This window comes from Pseudomonas orientalis (assembly GCF_022807995.1).
In the GTDB taxonomy this organism is placed as follows: Bacteria; Pseudomonadota; Gammaproteobacteria; order Pseudomonadales; family Pseudomonadaceae; genus Aquipseudomonas; species Aquipseudomonas orientalis_B.
In genome coordinates this window covers 3,595,723-3,611,686 of record NZ_CP094351.1, presented here as the reverse complement: position 1 = coordinate 3,611,686, position 15,964 = coordinate 3,595,723, and the positions used below count along the sequence as shown (strand labels likewise).

The 15,964-nt window shown below is 58.5% G+C and carries 13 protein-coding genes and 4 tRNA genes; 13 read left to right on the top strand and 4 right to left on the bottom strand.

Features of this window, described 5'->3' with window-relative positions; genetic code table 11:
- The first annotated feature begins 186 nt into the window (after nt 1-186).
- A complete protein-coding gene (locus MRY17_RS15975; protein WP_181285152.1) occupies nt 187-597 on the top strand; it encodes a hypothetical protein in 411 nt (136 codons plus the stop codon).
- On the opposite strand, the gene MRY17_RS15970 is transcribed toward MRY17_RS15975, so the two are convergent.
- Complete coding sequence (locus MRY17_RS15970) at nt 594-755, bottom strand: hypothetical protein (protein ID WP_164485100.1); 162 nt, start codon at nt 753-755, stop codon at nt 594-596. The two genes, MRY17_RS15975 and MRY17_RS15970, sit on opposite strands and share 4 nt — an antisense overlap.
- A gap of 212 nt (nt 756-967) precedes the next feature.
- Between MRY17_RS15970 and MRY17_RS15965 the strand changes: the two genes are divergently transcribed.
- Nucleotides 968-1,630, top strand: a complete 663-nt coding sequence (locus MRY17_RS15965) for a peptidase C39 family protein (RefSeq protein WP_191951950.1) — start codon at nt 968-970, stop codon at nt 1,628-1,630.
- A gap of 115 nt (nt 1,631-1,745) precedes the next feature.
- Here the strand turns inward: MRY17_RS15965 and pbpG are convergent, their stop codons facing one another.
- Together pbpG and folD are read right to left on the bottom strand one after the other, a co-directional pair.
- On the bottom strand, nt 1,746-2,669 hold the full coding sequence (gene pbpG, locus MRY17_RS15960) for a D-alanyl-D-alanine endopeptidase (protein ID WP_243352466.1): 924 nt from the start codon (nt 2,667-2,669) through the stop codon (nt 1,746-1,748).
- A gap of 207 nt (nt 2,670-2,876) precedes the next feature.
- Nucleotides 2,877-3,731 carry a bifunctional methylenetetrahydrofolate dehydrogenase/methenyltetrahydrofolate cyclohydrolase FolD gene (gene folD, locus MRY17_RS15955; RefSeq protein WP_181285154.1) on the bottom strand — a complete coding sequence of 285 codons (855 nt, stop codon included), beginning with the start codon at nt 3,729-3,731 and terminating at the stop codon, nt 2,877-2,879.
- Nucleotides 3,732-4,005: 274 nt separating this feature from the next.
- Between folD and MRY17_RS15950 the strand changes: the two genes are divergently transcribed.
- From MRY17_RS15950 to MRY17_RS15905, 10 genes are all read left to right on the top strand, one after another.
- Nucleotides 4,006-4,082: transfer RNA gene (locus MRY17_RS15950), tRNA-Arg, on the top strand.
- Between the two features lie 32 nt (nt 4,083-4,114).
- A tRNA-His gene (locus tag MRY17_RS15945) sits at nt 4,115-4,190 on the top strand.
- A 57-nt stretch (nt 4,191-4,247) separates the two neighbouring features.
- A tRNA-Leu gene (locus MRY17_RS15940) sits at nt 4,248-4,332 on the top strand.
- A gap of 77 nt (nt 4,333-4,409) precedes the next feature.
- A tRNA-His gene (locus MRY17_RS15935) sits at nt 4,410-4,485 on the top strand.
- Nucleotides 4,486-4,883: 398 nt separating this feature from the next.
- On the top strand, nt 4,884-6,194 hold the full coding sequence (tig, locus tag MRY17_RS15930) for a trigger factor (RefSeq protein WP_124358986.1): 1,311 nt from the start codon (nt 4,884-4,886) through the stop codon (nt 6,192-6,194).
- A 91-nt stretch (nt 6,195-6,285) separates the two neighbouring features.
- Nucleotides 6,286-6,921 carry an ATP-dependent Clp endopeptidase proteolytic subunit ClpP gene (gene clpP, locus MRY17_RS15925; protein ID WP_003174822.1) on the top strand — a complete coding sequence of 212 codons (636 nt, stop codon included), beginning with the start codon at nt 6,286-6,288 and terminating at the stop codon, nt 6,919-6,921.
- A 112-nt stretch (nt 6,922-7,033) separates the two neighbouring features.
- A complete protein-coding gene (gene clpX / locus MRY17_RS15920; RefSeq protein WP_017136464.1) occupies nt 7,034-8,317 on the top strand; it encodes an ATP-dependent Clp protease ATP-binding subunit ClpX in 1,284 nt (427 codons plus the stop codon).
- 191 nt (nt 8,318-8,508) lie between these two features.
- Complete coding sequence (gene lon, locus MRY17_RS15915; RefSeq protein WP_191951948.1) at nt 8,509-10,905, top strand: endopeptidase La; 2,397 nt, start codon at nt 8,509-8,511, stop codon at nt 10,903-10,905.
- 148 nt (nt 10,906-11,053) lie between these two features.
- A complete protein-coding gene (locus MRY17_RS15910) occupies nt 11,054-11,326 on the top strand; it encodes an HU family DNA-binding protein (protein ID WP_003174819.1) in 273 nt (90 codons plus the stop codon).
- Nucleotides 11,327-11,557: 231 nt separating this feature from the next.
- A complete protein-coding gene (locus MRY17_RS15905; RefSeq protein WP_181282967.1) occupies nt 11,558-13,432 on the top strand; it encodes a SurA N-terminal domain-containing protein in 1,875 nt (624 codons plus the stop codon).
- A 113-nt stretch (nt 13,433-13,545) separates the two neighbouring features.
- On the opposite strand, the gene nhaA is transcribed toward MRY17_RS15905, so the two are convergent.
- Nucleotides 13,546-14,889, bottom strand: coding sequence for a Na+/H+ antiporter NhaA (gene nhaA / locus MRY17_RS15900; protein WP_243352465.1), 1,344 nt, complete (start codon nt 14,887-14,889; stop codon nt 13,546-13,548).
- Between the two features lie 235 nt (nt 14,890-15,124).
- On the opposite strand from nhaA, the gene MRY17_RS15895 reads away from it, so the two are divergent.
- The gene (locus tag MRY17_RS15895) at nt 15,125-15,964 is read left to right on the top strand and encodes a DUF2242 domain-containing protein (protein WP_243352464.1); all 840 of its coding nucleotides are present in this window, start codon (nt 15,125-15,127) and stop codon (nt 15,962-15,964) included.

The following is a 15,964-nucleotide window of genomic DNA, read 5'->3' as shown; positions in this document are numbered from 1 at the left end:
GCGGGATTGCAAACCCCGGCAGTCTTGTCCGACCCACCTAACACGCACCTTTCAGCCAGGTGAAGGAAGATTTAGGTTCCGCCTGAAGATCGTTTCATTTGTATTCATTTGTTCTACAAACGGCGGCTCTTCAAGCTTGCCAGCCATCGGATACGCTTTTTTACTGATGTGCTTTGGAGCCCTGCCATGTCACCGAAAACCCTGTTATTGATTCCCACCCTTGCGGCTGTTGTATTGCTGTCGGCCTGTGCCGGCCCGATCCCCAAGGCCGACCCGAGTGAAGCCTGGATCGGCTTGAAGGAGGAAGCACCGAATGACCTTCTGGCCGAGCGCGTCGACGGCCAGCGCGTGGACGACGGGCGCTACTTTGAAGTGAGCCCCGGGGACCATCGCCTGGACGTGACGTTGTTCGAGGAAGAGCCCGGCGACGATAACCAGCAGGACTGCCAGGGCCGGGTCGAGTACAAGCATTTCAAGGCGGGTGAGCATTACACCCTGGAGGAGTCGAGCCTGGGCACTACCGTGCGCGCAGCGCTCAAGGATGGGCACGGCAAGGAAGTCGCCGCCACGCAAGACTTCAATTGCATGCCCGGCTAGGCATGATGCGCCGTCGCCTTGTTCGGCTTGGCCGGCGCAGCGGGTTTGACGTGGGGGTGATGATGCCGGCGAGTCACGCGCATGACCCCCCACAACATGGCGGCGGCCACCGCCAGCCAACCGCAGATCAACAGGAAAATCGTCGTTGCAAGGCTCATTCAGGCCTCCCTTCACCCCGTCCGGGGTATACACAGTCTTCTCAATGGACAGTCTAGCTACCTGGCGGTTGCCTGCTATTGACCAATGGTCGTGTCCGTCCAACGTGTTTGCTCTAAGGCGGGCGTTTTATCGACACTTGAGGCTATACCCCTGCCCAAGAGCATCCTATGATCGGGGCCCTCACCGGCAGTTGATCAAGAGAGTCAAAACATTGCGCCTACGGTCGAACCTCACAACAACCCTCCTGCTGGCCTGTGCCCTGGGGCTGACGGCCTGTTCCAGCCAGCCTTCGAAACTCCCCGGCCTGCCGGAGCGGGTTGAACTCAACGGCGTGCCGACCTTTCGCAGCGAGGCTTATCAGAGCGGTCCTACGGCTCTGGCCAGCATGCTGTCGCAACAAGGCATTGTCATGACACCGGGGCTGCTCGATAAGCCGCTGCGCCTGCCGGGCGCCGAGGCTGACCTTGAAGGCAACATGCAAAAGCTGGCGCGTGAGTACGGGCTGATGGTGTATCCATTGGATGCCAGGCTCACCGCTGTGTTGGCGCAGGTGGCGGCCGGTTATCCGGTGATGGCGCGAATCAACTCCAGCTTCTGGTCCGGGTCACGCTATGTCGTGGTGGTGGGGTTCAATCAGCAGAAGAGCACGGTGCTGCTGCGTTCCGGCAGGGAGCGGCGATTGATGATGGGCTTCAGTGACTTTGAGTCGGCGTGGAAGAGCGCCGGCCATTGGGCGATCCTGACCCAGCGTCCAAGCCAGTTGCCGGCGGATGTGGATGCGCAGCGTTGGCGGGAGGCGGCGAGTGCTACGGCGCAGGCCGGGCAGGAACAGGCGGCGGCCCAGGCGCTAAAAGTCCTGACAGAACACAAGTAACCCATGTGGGAGGGGGCTTGCCCCCGATGGCGGTGGATCAGTCACTGATGTTGTGAGTGACACACTGCTATCGGGGGCAAGCCCCCTCCCACATTTGATTTCTGTTGTGAGTGAGTCAGCGGCGCACTTCCGTCACACCCGCACGGTTCTTCAGATTCTTGTCAGCCTTGTAGCGCAACGCCACATCCGGCACCGCGCCGCCCTTGCCGGTCTCGACCCAGCTGCGAATACGGCTGGCATCGGCAAAGTGGGTGAACTTGCCAAAGGCATCCAGGATCACCAGCGACACCGGACGGTTACCCATGCTCGTGACCAGCACCAGGCAATGCCCGGCCTGGTTGGTAAAGCCGGTCTTGGTCAGCTTGATGTCCCAGTTGGCGCGATTGATCAGGTGATCGGTGTTGGAGAAGCCCAGGGTGTAGTTGGGCTTGCGGAACGCCACGGTCTTTTCCTTGGTGGTGCTCAACTGGCTCAACATCGGGAATTTGCGCGCATAGGCCAGCAACTTGCTCAGGTCGCGGGCGGTCGACACGTTATGGATCGACAGGCCGGTGGGCTCCACGTAATGGGTGCTGGTCATGCCCAGTGCCTTGGCCTTGGCGTTCATCGCCGCAATGAACGCCGCGTAGCCGCCCGGGTAATGGTGGGCCAGGCTCGCGGCGGCGCGGTTTTCCGAGGACATCAACGCGATCAGCAGCATTTCCTTGCGCGGCATCTGGCTACCGATCTTCACGCGAGAGAACACGCCTTTCATCTCCGGCGTGTCGGTGATGTTGATGTCGATGTATTCATCCATGTTCTGCTTGGCTTCCAGCACGATCAGGCCGGTCATCAGCTTGCTGACGGAAGCGATGGGCACCACCACGTCCGGATTGCTGGCGTAGATGACTTTGTTGGTCTGCAAATCCACCAGCATGGCGCTGCCGGACGCGATTTGCAGTTTGGAAGCGTCACGCGGGGCCAGGGTGGATTCGGCGGCGTGGGCGAAGGTGCCTGTGAAAGTAAAAAACAGGCTGACTAGAGAAAGACGAATTTTCACGCGGATGAACTCGCTAAAAAGTAAGGAAATACCGTGTGGACACGGGTTTTATGAAAAATGACGTTACATTCTAGGAGTATGGATCAGAAACTGTCGAATGTTCTTCCAGAACCAGACGAAAGTGCTTAAAAACTAAGAAAAAACAGTTTTTCTTCGGGCAATAAAAAGCCCTGCGATAAGGCAGGGCTTTTTCAGTACGCCTGGTTATTAGCTGTGCAGGGTTTCGGCGGCGTACAGGGTATTTTCCAGCAGGCACGCCCGGGTCATCGGGCCAACACCGCCCGGAACCGGCGTGATCCAACCGGCTCGGGGCAGGGCGGTCTCGTAGACCACGTCGCCCACCAGCTTGCCGTCGTCCTGGCGGTTGATACCCACGTCAATGACGATGGCGCCTTCCTTGATCCACTCACCTTTTACCAGGCCCGGCTTGCCGGCGGCGACCACGACCAGATCGGCGCGGCCAACGTGGCCGGCGAGGTCCTTGGTGAAGCGATGGGTGACGGTCACGGTGCAACCGGCCAGCAGCAGTTCCATGGCCATCGGGCGGCCGACGATATTCGATGCGCCCACCACGACTGCGTCGAGGCCATACAGATCAACCCCGGTGCTTTCCAGCAGGGTCATAATGCCTTTGGGCGTGCAGGGGCGCAGCAGCGGGATGCGCTGGGCCAGGCGACCGACGTTGTAAGGATGGAAACCATCGACGTCTTTGTCCGGGCGGATGCGTTCCAGCAGTTGGGAAGCGTCCAGATGCTCGGGCAGCGGCAACTGCAGCAGGATGCCGTCCATGTCCGGGTCATCGTTGAGGCTGTCAATCAGGTCGGTCAGGGCCTGTTGAGTGGTGTCCGAAGGCAAGTCGTAGGCTTTGGAAATGAAGCCGACCTCTTCACAGTCTTTACGCTTGTGCGAGACATAAACCTGAGAGGCAGGATCGCTGCCGACCAGGATCACCGCGAGGCCAGGCGTGCGCAGGCCTTGCTGGCGACGCTCGGTGACGCGTTTGGCGATCTGCTGGCGCAGGCTGGCGGCGATTGATTTGCCGTCGATAAGTTGTGCAGTCATTACGCGTGATTAACCATCGAGAGGGGGAAGAAAAGTGCGCGCATTCTCGCATGCCAGGGCGCGAGGGCAAAGGCGCTTGGTCTGCAAATTGGCCTAAGCCCTTAAATAAAATCAGTTTTTTTCAAAAAAGATTTGACGGGTTTCAGGTCGCTCTATACTATTCGTCGCACTTGTCGGGCACAGCCTAGCACTGGTTAGAAAGTCGAGCAGAATTGTTGTCCTGCAAGGCTGGAAACACTTAGTTTGTAATCCTCCAAGAGTACAGATTAATCAGGCGCCCGTAGCTCAGCTGGATAGAGCATCCGCCTTCTAAGCGGATGGTCGCAGGTTCGAGTCCTGCCGGGTGCGCCATTAGGCAGCTTTGGCACAAGTAGCGCTATATGGTGGGCGTAGCTCAGTTGGTAGAGCACGGGATTGTGACTCCCGTTGTCGAGGGTTCGATCCCCTTCGTCCACCCCATATTTTGAAAAGGCGCCAGATTAACCGTCTGGCGCCTTTGCTTTAAGAGCTTCAAGCGCGGATGTGGTGGAATTGGTAGACACACTGGATTTAGGTTCCAGCGCCGCGAGGCGTAAGAGTTCGAGTCTCTTCATCCGCACCAAATAAAGCTCGGTCCCGTCGAAAGGCAGGGAAGGGTTCAACAAAGAAGTGGTTTGGTTTCTTTGTTAACGCAATATGGTGGGCGTAGCTCAGTTGGTAGAGCACGGGATTGTGACTCCCGTTGTCGAGGGTTCGATCCCCTTCGTCCACCCCATATTCGAAAGGCGCCAGATTTAACAGTCTGGCGCCTTTTTTGGTTTTGGCGGTTTGATAGTTCGGCGGTCGCGGTAGTGGGCCCCATCGGCAGCGCGTTTCGTCGCATTTGTGTATCTCGATGATGCCGCGTTGCCTGCTCGCGCCGTTCGCGGAGCGCGCCGTCAGGGAGATGAATGGCTGCTCTTTCTTTATATGGAAGGGTGGCGCAGAGCCCTGGCGCAATTGGCTGTATTTGTCACCGGGGCGAGGTACTTCAGTGCCTTCGTACCGATAAATTGCCGGCTGTTTTCGGGTGTATTTTCAGTAGGGTGACTTCTTGAGTTCGACCCACTAGAATGCATGCCCTTGATTGGGGTCGGAAATGGCCGGCTAATGTCTGTGCAACGAGGAATATCCATGCAAGTTTCTGTTGAAAATACTACTGCTCTCGAGCGCCGCCTGAGCATCACCGTGCCGGCAGAGCGTATCGAGACTGCGGTCAACAAGCGTCTGCAGCAGACTGCCCAGAAGGCCAAGATCGCTGGTTTCCGTCCAGGCAAAGTGCCGATGAGCGAAATCAAGCGTCGTTTTGGTGCCGATGCGCGCCAGGAAGCTGTAGGTGACGTGATCCAGGCTTCCTTCTACGAAGCCGTTGTCGAGCAGAAGCTGAACCCGGCGGGCTCGCCTTCGATCGAACCCAAGTCCCTGGAAGCTGGCAAGGATCTGGAATACGTTGCGACTTTCGAAGTCTTCCCGGAATTTGAAGTGGCCGGTTTTGAAGGCATCGAAATCGAGCGCCTGAGCGCCGACGTCGCTGATTCGGACCTGGACAACATGCTGGAAATCCTGCGCAAGCAGAACACCCGTTTCGAAGTGGTCGAGCGTGCCGCCCAGAACGAAGACCAGCTGAACATCGATTTCGTTGGCAAGGTTGACGGCGAAGTATTCGCTGGCGGCTCCGCCAAGGGCACTCAGCTGGTGCTGGGCTCCAACCGCATGATCCCGGGCTTCGAAGACGGTCTGGTCGGCGCCAAGGCCGGTGAAGAGCGCGTTCTGAACCTGGAATTCCCTGCCGACTACCAGAACCTGGACCTGGCCGGCAAAGCGGCCGAGTTCACCGTGACCGTCAATAGCGTTTCCGAGCCTAAGCTGCCAGAGCTGAACGAAGAGTTCTTCGCTCAATTCGGCATCAAGGAAACCGGCATCGAAGGCTTCCGCACCGAAGTTCGCAAGAACATGGAGCGCGAGCTGCGCCAGGCCATCAAGTCCAAGGTCAAGAACCAGGTCATGGACGGTCTGCTGGCCGCCAACCCGATCGAAGTGCCCAAGGCCCTGCTGTCCAACGAAGTGGATCGCCTGCGCGTACAAGCGGTTCAGCAGTTTGGTGGCAACATCAAGCCTGACCAGCTGCCGGCCGAGCTGTTCGAAGAGCAAGCCAAGCGTCGCGTTGTGCTGGGCCTGATCGTGGCTGAAGTGGTCAAGCAGTTCGACCTCAAGCCGGACGAAGACCGTGTTCGCGAAATGATCCAGGAAATGGCCTCGGCGTACCAGGAGCCTGAGCAGGTCGTGGCTTGGTACTACAAGAACGACCAGCAACTGAACGAAGTACGTTCGGTTGTGCTTGAAGAACAAGTTGTGGATACTGTTCTGCAGAAGGCTAAGGTGACCGATAAAGCGGTCTCTTACGAAGAAGCAGTCAAACCGGCAGAAGCAGCACAAGCCGACTGATTGTCCAACTCGTTGGAAATTCAACCATAAGCCAGCCTCGCGCTGGCTTATGCGTTTTCAAGACATGACTATTTGGGAGTAACTGCAGAGCATGTTCCGTAATTCCTATATTCAGCAGAACTCTGATATCCAGGCCGCAGGCGGCTTGGTCCCGATGGTTGTCGAGCAGTCCGCTCGTGGCGAACGCGCCTACGACATCTACTCGCGCCTGCTCAAGGAGCGAGTGATCTTTCTGGTCGGCCCGGTAGAGGACTACATGGCCAACCTGATCTGTGCGCAGCTGCTGTTCCTTGAAGCGGAAAACCCGGACAAGGACATCCATCTCTACATCAACTCGCCGGGCGGTTCGGTAACGGCGGGCATGTCGATCTACGACACCATGCAGTTCATCAAGCCAAACGTGTCGACTACCTGCATTGGCCAGGCCTGCAGCATGGGTGCATTCCTGCTGACCGCCGGCGCCGAGGGCAAGCGCTACTGCCTGCCTAACTCACGCGTGATGATTCACCAGCCACTGGGCGGTTTCCAGGGTCAGGCATCGGACATCGAAATCCATGCCAAGGAAATCCTCTTCATTCGTGAGCGTCTCAACACGCTGATGGCCAAGCATAGCGGGCACACCCTTGAAGAAATCGAGCGTGATACCAACCGTGATAACTTCATGAGTGCTGAAGCCGCCCGTGAATACGGGTTGATCGACGCAGTGATCGAAAAGCGCCCCGCTTAATATAAGCCGCTCAAAATAGGGCTGGTCGGCATGTCCGACCACTGACGGGCTTGAAAAAGCCCGCGTAAGCCTTCATCTTGTGTTGCAAGCCTATCGGATTTGGATCGAACGAATGACTGACACCCGCAACGGCGAGGACAACGGCAAGCTGCTCTATTGCTCCTTCTGTGGCAAAAGCCAGCATGAAGTACGCAAATTGATTGCCGGCCCCTCGGTGTTTATCTGCGACGAATGCGTCGACCTGTGCAATGACATCATCCGCGAGGAGGTGCAGGAAGCCCAGGCCGAGAGCAGTGCGCACAAACTCCCATCGCCGAAAGAAATCAGCGGCATCCTTGACCAGTACGTCATTGGTCAGGAGCGTGCAAAGAAGGTTCTGGCCGTAGCGGTGTACAACCACTACAAGCGCCTGAACCAGCGTGACAAGAAAGGCGACGAGGTCGAACTCGGCAAGAGCAACATCCTGCTGATCGGCCCCACAGGCTCGGGTAAGACCCTGCTTGCGGAAACCCTCGCTCGCCTGCTGAACGTTCCGTTCACCATCGCCGACGCCACCACCCTCACCGAGGCGGGCTACGTGGGCGAAGATGTCGAGAACATCATTCAGAAACTGCTGCAGAAGTGCGACTACGACGTAGAAAAGGCCCAGATGGGTATTGTCTACATCGACGAAATCGACAAGATTTCGCGCAAGTCGGACAACCCGTCGATCACTCGGGATGTTTCCGGTGAAGGCGTACAGCAGGCCCTGTTGAAGCTGATCGAAGGCACGGTCGCTTCGGTGCCGCCGCAAGGTGGCCGCAAGCACCCGCAGCAGGAATTCCTGCAGGTCGATACGCGTAACATCCTGTTTATCTGTGGCGGTGCGTTCTCCGGGCTGGAAAAAGTCATCCAGCAGCGTTCCACCCGTGGTGGCATCGGTTTCGGCGCGGAAGTGCGCAGCAAGGAAGAAGGCAAGAAGGTGGGCGAGTCCCTGCGTGAAGTCGAACCTGACGATCTGGTCAAGTTTGGTCTGATCCCGGAATTTGTCGGTCGTCTGCCGGTCCTGGCGACGCTGGACGAGCTGGATGAGGCGGCGTTGATTCAGATCCTCACCGAGCCGAAAAACGCCCTGACCAAGCAGTACGCCAAGCTGTTCGAGATGGAAGGTGTGGACCTCGAGTTCCGTACCGACGCGCTCAAATCAGTGGCCAAGCGCGCCCTGGAGCGCAAGACCGGTGCACGTGGTCTGCGCTCGATTCTTGAAGGCGTGTTGCTCGACACCATGTACGAAATCCCCTCGCAGTCCGAGGTGAGTAAAGTGGTGATCGACGAAAGCGTTATCGAAGGCAAGTCCAAGCCACTGTATATCTATGAAAACAGTGAGCCGGCTGCCAAGGCTGCACCTGACGCGTAAGCGTCTTTGCAGTGGCGGTACAAGCAAGGGGCCTTTTGGGGCCCCTTGTTTTTTTTGGGGTGTTTTTGCGTGACGGCTGATTAAATCGCGTTTATTCATGCGTTTAAGTGCTGGCATTGAGCTTGTTTTTTTTGCATGCAACCCCCATCTTGGTTTCATGCTTATTTTTGAACTGTCATAGAGGCGAAATCATGAAGACAACCATCGAATTGCCTCTCCTGCCGTTGCGTGATGTCGTCGTCTATCCGCACATGGTTATCCCGCTGTTCGTGGGGCGCGAGAAGTCTATCGAAGCCCTCGAGGCCGCGATGACGGGCGACAAGCAGATCCTGCTGCTGGCCCAGAAGAATCCTGCTGATGATGATCCGGGCGAAGACGCCCTGTATCGCGTCGGCACCGTGGCGACTGTGCTGCAATTGCTCAAGCTGCCCGACGGTACCGTCAAGGTACTGGTGGAGGGCGAGCAGCGCGGCGCGGTAGAGCGTTTCATGGAGGTGGACGGCCACCTTCGCGCCGAAGTGGCGCTGATCGATGAAGTCGAAGCGCCTGAGCGTGAATCCGAAGTCTTCGTGCGCAGCCTGCTTTCGCAGTTCGAACAGTATGTGCAACTGGGCAAGAAAGTCCCGGCTGAAGTCCTGTCGTCCCTCAACAGCATTGATGAACCGAGCCGCCTGGTCGACACCATGGCTGCGCACATGGCGCTGAAAATCGAGCAGAAGCAGGACATCCTCGAAATCATCGACCTGTCGGCCCGTGTCGAGCATGTGCTGGCATTGCTGGATGGCGAAATTGACCTGCTGCAGGTCGAGAAGCGCATCCGTGGCCGCGTGAAGAAACAGATGGAGCGCAGCCAGCGCGAGTACTACTTGAATGAGCAGATGAAGGCCATTCAGAAAGAGCTTGGCGACGGCGAGGAAGGCCATAACGAGATCGAGGAGCTGAAAAAGCGTATCGATGCCGCCGGCCTGCCGAAGGACGCGCTGACCAAGGCGACGGCCGAGCTGAACAAGCTCAAGCAAATGTCGCCGATGTCGGCCGAAGCCACCGTGGTTCGCTCCTACATCGATTGGCTGGTGCAGGTGCCGTGGAGAGCACAGACCAAGGTGCGCCTGGACCTGACCCGCGCCGAGGAAATCCTCGATGCCGATCACTACGGCCTTGAAGAGGTCAAGGAGCGGATCCTCGAATACCTTGCCGTGCAAAAGCGCGTGAAGAAAATTCGTGGTCCTGTGTTGTGCCTGGTCGGTCCTCCCGGGGTGGGTAAAACCTCTCTGGCAGAATCGATTGCCAGCGCGACCAACCGTAAATTCGTGCGCATGGCCCTGGGCGGTGTGCGTGACGAAGCGGAAATCCGCGGCCATCGCCGGACTTATATCGGTTCGATGCCAGGAAGATTGATTCAAAAGATGACCAAAGTGGGCGTGCGCAACCCGCTGTTCCTGCTCGATGAAATCGACAAAATGGGCAGTGATATGCGTGGCGATCCGGCCTCGGCGTTGCTGGAGGTGCTCGATCCCGAGCAGAACCACAACTTCAACGACCATTATCTGGAAGTCGATTACGACCTTTCCGACGTGATGTTCCTGTGCACGTCCAACTCCATGAACATTCCACCAGCCTTGCTGGACCGGATGGAGGTGATTCGTCTGCCGGGTTATACCGAAGACGAGAAGATCAACATCGCGATCAAATACCTCGCGCCCAAGCAGACGGCGGCCAATGGCCTGAAGAAAGGCGAGATCGAGTTTGACGTCGAAGCGATCCGAGACATTGTGCGCTACTACACCCGCGAGGCCGGTGTACGAGGCCTTGAACGCCAGATCGCGAAGATCTGCCGCAAGGCAGTCAAGGAACATGCGCTGGAAAAACGCTTCCTGGTGAAGGTGACGGCCGATGCGCTGGAACATTTCCTCGGTGTGCGTAAATTCCGCTACGGCCTGGCCGAGCAGCAGGATCAGGTAGGGCAGGTGACCGGCCTGGCGTGGACCCAGGTGGGCGGCGAGTTGCTGACCATCGAAGCGGCCGTGATCCCGGGCAAGGGCCAGTTGATCAAGACCGGCTCCCTCGGCGATGTGATGGTCGAGTCGATCACCGCCGCGCAGACCGTGGTGCGCAGTCGCGCCAAGAGCCTGGGTATCCCCCTGGACTTCCACCAGAAGCACGACACCCATATCCATATGCCGGAAGGGGCGACCCCGAAGGATGGCCCCAGCGCGGGTGTAGGCATGTGCACGGCCCTGGTGTCGGCATTGACCGGCATTCCGGTGCGTGCCGATGTGGCCATGACCGGTGAAATTACCCTGCGCGGCCAGGTATTGGCCATCGGTGGCCTGAAAGAGAAATTACTCGCCGCACACCGGGGTGGAATCAAGACCGTGATCATTCCCGAAGAGAATGTCCGCGACCTGAAGGAAATTCCTGACAATATTAAACAGGATCTTCAGATCAAACCGGTTAAATGGATTGACGAAGTCCTGCAAATTGCGCTGCAATACGCGCCGGAGCCCTTGCCGGATGTGGCTCCGGAGATTGTCGCGAAGGACGAAAAACGCGAGTCGGATTCCAAGGAAAGAATTAGCACGCATTAAAGTGTTGGAGCCTGGGGGGCTTCCTTGACAGCTTTTTAGAGCCCTTGTTATAAAGCGGCTCTTAAGTGTCTGTAGGCCATCCAGCACTGGTTTTTGCTTTTACCAAAAAACTTAGAATCATACTCATAGATATATAAGGGGACTTAGAGTGAACAAGTCGGAACTGATTGATGCTATCGCTGCATCCGCTGATATCCCGAAAGCTGCTGCCGGCCGTGCGCTGGACGCAGTAATCGAATCCGTCACTGGCGCTCTGAAGGCCGGCGACTCCGTGGTACTGGTAGGCTTCGGTACTTTCTCTGTGACTGACCGCCCAGCTCGTACTGGCCGTAACCCACAGACCGGCAAAGCACTGCAAATCGCTGCTGCCAAGAAACCAGGTTTCAAAGCCGGTAAAGCCCTGAAAGAAGCCGTTAACTAAGCTTCGATCAAGCCTTTGCTTACCCGGGTCGGACGCAGGTCTGGCCTGGCAGCGGAGCGGTAGCTGGCCCGAATATCCATCGGGTTGCCACGCCGGGGGTCAGAGTTCAAACCCCCGTCCGCTCCGCCAGTTACGAGAAGGCGCATCCTCGGATGCGCCTTTCTTCTATCCGGATTCTACCCACGCTCCACGGTTGCCAATTTTTGATGTTCAACCGTTTCTGGGGGACGCATGCTGCAAAATATCAGGGACAATTCACAAGGCTGGATTGCCAAGACCATTATCGGGATCATCGTCGCATTGATGGCTTTTACCGGTATCGAGGCTATTTTCCAGGCCTCGGGTAATAACAAGCAGGACGTGGCCAAGGTCAACGGTGAGGAAATCACCCAGACCGAATTGAGCCAGGCTGTCGATATGCAACGGCGCCAGCTGATGCAACAACTGGGCAAGGATTTCGATGCTTCCCTGTTGGACGAAAAACTGCTGCGCGACGCTGCGCTCAAGGGCCTGATCGATCGCAAGCTGCTGCTGCAAGGCGCCGCAGATTCCAAGTTCGGCTTCTCGGAAGCGGCTTTGGACCAGGTGATCCTGCAGACGCCCGAGTTCCAGGTGGATGGCCAGTTCAACGCCGAGCGCTTTGACCAGGTGATCCGTCAACTGGGCTACAGCCGCCTGCAATTCCGTCAGATGATGACCCAGGAAATGCTGATCGGCCAGGTACGCGCAGGCATCGCCGGCAGTGGTTTCGTGACCGATGCCGAGGTACTGGCATTTGCTCGTCTGGAAAAACAGACCCGCGATTTCGCCACCGTCAACATCAAGGCTGACCCGGCGGCGGTGAAACTCACCGACGACGAAGTCAAGGCCTACTACGACCAGCACGCCAAGGAGTTCATGACCCCGGACCAGGTCGTCATCGACTACCTGGAACTGAAGAAGTCGTCTTTCTTCGACCAGGTCACCGTCAAGGACGATGAGCTGCAGGCCGCCTACGAGAAAGAAACCGCCAACCTCGCCGAACAGCGTCGTGCCGCGCACATTCTGATTGAGGTCAACGACAAGGTCACCGAGGCGCAAGCCAAGGCCAAGATCGAAGACATCCAGGCGCGCCTGGCCAAGGGCGAACAGTTTGACGCCCTGGCCAAGGAGTTCTCCCAGGATCCGGGCTCGGCCAACAACGGCGGCGATCTGGGCTTTGCCGGTCCCGGCGTCTACGATCCGGACTTCGAAACGGCGCTGTATGGCTTGAAGCAGGACCAGGTGTCCGCACCGGTGCGTAGCGCCTTCGGTTGGCACTTGATCAAGCTGTTGGGCGTTGAAGCGCCAGAGGTGCCGACGTTCGCCAGCCTGAAAGACAAGCTGACCCGCGAGCTCAAGACCCAGCAGGTTGAACAGCGCTTTGTCGAAGCGACCAAGCAGTTGGAAGATGCGGCATTCGAAGCGTCCGACCTGGCCCAGCCGGCGTCCGATCTGAAACTGACCGTACACACCTCGGCGCCGTTCGGCCGTGAAGGCGGCGAAGGCGTCGCGGCCAACCGTGCCGTGGTCACCGCTGCGTTCAGTCCGGAAGTGCTGGATGAGGGTGCCAACAGCAGCGCCATCGAGCTGGACCCGGAAACCATCATCGTGCTGCGCGCCAAAGAACACCTCAAGCCTGCCCAGTTGCCGCTGGAAAAGGTTGAGGCGGCGATCCGCACGCAGATGACCAAGGAGCGTGCGAGCGCTGCCGCCAAAACCCATGCCGACGAGTTGATCGCCAGCCTGCGTGATGGCAAGACCGCACTGGACCAGCCGATTGACGGCCAGGCATGGAAGGTGACTGAAGCTGCCACCCGTGCCCAGGAAGGCGTCGACCCTGCCGTGCTGCAGGCGCTGTTCCGTATGCCCAAGCCTGCGGCCAAGGACAAGCCGACCTTCACCACCGTCACTCTGCGCGACGGTAGCCTGATGATCGTGCGCTTGAACGGCGTCAACGAAGCGGCAGCCCCTACGGACGAAGAAAAGGCGCAATACCGCCGCTTCCTCGCTTCCCGTATCGGCCAGCAGGACTTCGCGGCGTATCGCAAGCAGCTGGAAACCCAGGCAGACATCAAGAAGTTCTGATGTTGGCTTGAATAAAAAGACCCCGTCCTGAAAAGGCCGGGGTCTTTTTTTGCGCGTGTTAAAGCCTGTAGCTTGATCGTTCCCACGGCGTGGGAACGATCAGCTTGGGATTCTTACGTCTTCTTGCCCGAGAACTTGAGTTTGCCCCAGGTCAGCCCGATGACTGCGGCCAGGGTCGAGGCTGTCAACACGCTCAGTTTTGCCGCCGACAGCAAAGCCGGGTCGGAGAACGCCAGGGACGAGATAAAGATCGACATGGTGAAACCGATCCCCGCCAGCAGACCCACCAGAGCGACACCTGCCCAGGTCACGCCGTCCGGCAGCTTGCACAGGTTGAGCTTGACCAGCGCGACACTCGCCAGCATCACCCCCAGGGGTTTGCCCAGCACCAGAGCAAAGATAACGCCTATGAACACGCCGTGGGGCAGGGGATCGTCCAGGTTGAAGCCGCTCAGGCTTACACCGGCGTTGGCCAGTGCGAACAGCGGCATCACGCCGAACGCCACCCACGGGTGCAACGCCGATTGCACCCGCTGCACGGGCGGTAACAGCTCGCGCTGTGCCTGGCGCAGTTGCTTGAGTGGCTGGGCAACGTGTCGAGGGTCTTCAGGCGCCCGGGAGAAGCGCTCCATCAATTCGTCGAACGTACGGCCGATGGTGTCCAGCGGGCGCTCGGTGGCGGGTTTGGAATTGACCGGCGTCATCAGCCCCAGAATCACGCCGGCGAGGGTCGGGTGAACGCCGGTCTTGAGCAGGCCGAACCACACGATTGCTCCGGGCAGCAGGTAGATTACGGCCTTGCCGATGCCCATGCGCTGGAAAACCAGCACCAGCGCCAGCCCGGCCGCGGCAATCACCAGCCCCATGTAATCGAGGCTGGCGGTGAAGAACACGGCAATGATCAGGATCGCCATGATGTCATCGATGATTGCCAGGGCCAGCAGCAAAATGCGCACGCCACTGGGAATCGACTTGCCCAACAGGGCCAGCACGCCGACGGCAAAGGCGATGTCTGTCGCGGTGGGCACGGCCCAGCCACTGGCGGCGGCGGTGCCGTGGTTGAGCAGGGTGTAGATGATCGCCGGCATCAGTACGCCGCCCAGCGCAGCACCCAGCGGCAGGGTGGCCAGCTTCAGGTTGGCGAGCGCACCGTCCTTTATTTCCTGACGGATCTCGGCGCCCACCACCAGAAAGAAGATGGTCATCAGGCCGTCATTGACCAGAAAGTGCAGGGAGCGCGACACGCTGTAGTCGCCCAATCCAAGGGTCAACGGCGTATTCCAGAAGTGCTCATAGGTGTCGGCCGCCGGGCTGTTGGCCCAGATCAAGGCCACGATGGCGGCCAGCAGCAGGACGATGCCGCTGACGGCCTCAATGTGTGAAAAGCGTTCAAGGGCAGACAGGGCGCCCTCGGTCAAACGCTGGGGGCGAGGAATGGCAGGCTGTTTATCAGGCACGACAAGTCTCCATTGGCGGCCCGACCAATGCTCATCATTTAACCTGCGCTGTGCCGTATGCAGCAACGCACCCAATGCGATGATAGGAAGTTGCGGAATAAGTTGTAAACAAACTTGTCATAGTCCGCAGCGCTGCTATTACAAAAGTCTGTGACGTTTTACCGACAGGAATGCGCGCGCCAACACCTCGTTCTGTTGCACAATACCGCCCGGACTGTTTTTCTCAGGATTTTCGATGTCGACATCATTTCACTTGCGAAACCTCGGGTTGGCGCTGGTGCTGGCGGGCGCGGCGGGCTGCTCGTCACCCAAGACCGCTATCTACGAACATGAGAATTTCGACGACTCCGGTACGTTTTCCCGCGACTACCCGGTGAGCGATGTGGCGGCCTGTGAAGCGGCGCGTCGTGCGCTGCTGAGCCAGGGCTATATCATCACCAGCAGTGACCCCAAGCTGGTGGCGGGTAACAAGAGTTTCCAGCAGACCGGCGAGACCCACCTGCAGATCAGCTTCAACGTGGTGTGTGCCGCTGATGGCAAAGGCAGCAATCACTCGACGATGTTTGCCAACGCCTTGCAGGACCGCTATGCGCTGAAGAAGGTCAACAACTCCGCAAGTCTGGGGGTCGGGGTGCTGGGTTCGGTGTCGATGCCCATCGGCTCCACCGATGACTCGATGGTCAAGGTGGCGAGCGAGACCGTCTCGGCGCCCAAGTTCTATGAGCGTTACTTTGCCTTGGTCGATGTGTTCCTGCCCCAGGAAGTGAAGCAGGCGGCGCATATACCCGAGAAGCCCAAGGATGAGCTTGGCATACCGGAACCGAAAGCCGCGCCGGCCGCCGAGAAGCTTGGGACACCGCAGGAGACGCCGGCAACCCCAGCTGCTGCGCAGCCACTGGCGCCACCACCCGAGGCTGCACCCATCGCGCCTGGCGTACAGCCAGCACCGCAAGCGACACCAGAGACACCAGAGACACCAGAGACACCGGCTATTGAGTCCGCCCCCGCGCCGACCAACCCCAGCCTGCCGGCGCCGACAGAGGCAATTCCTGCCCTGCCAACGCCGGTCCAGTGA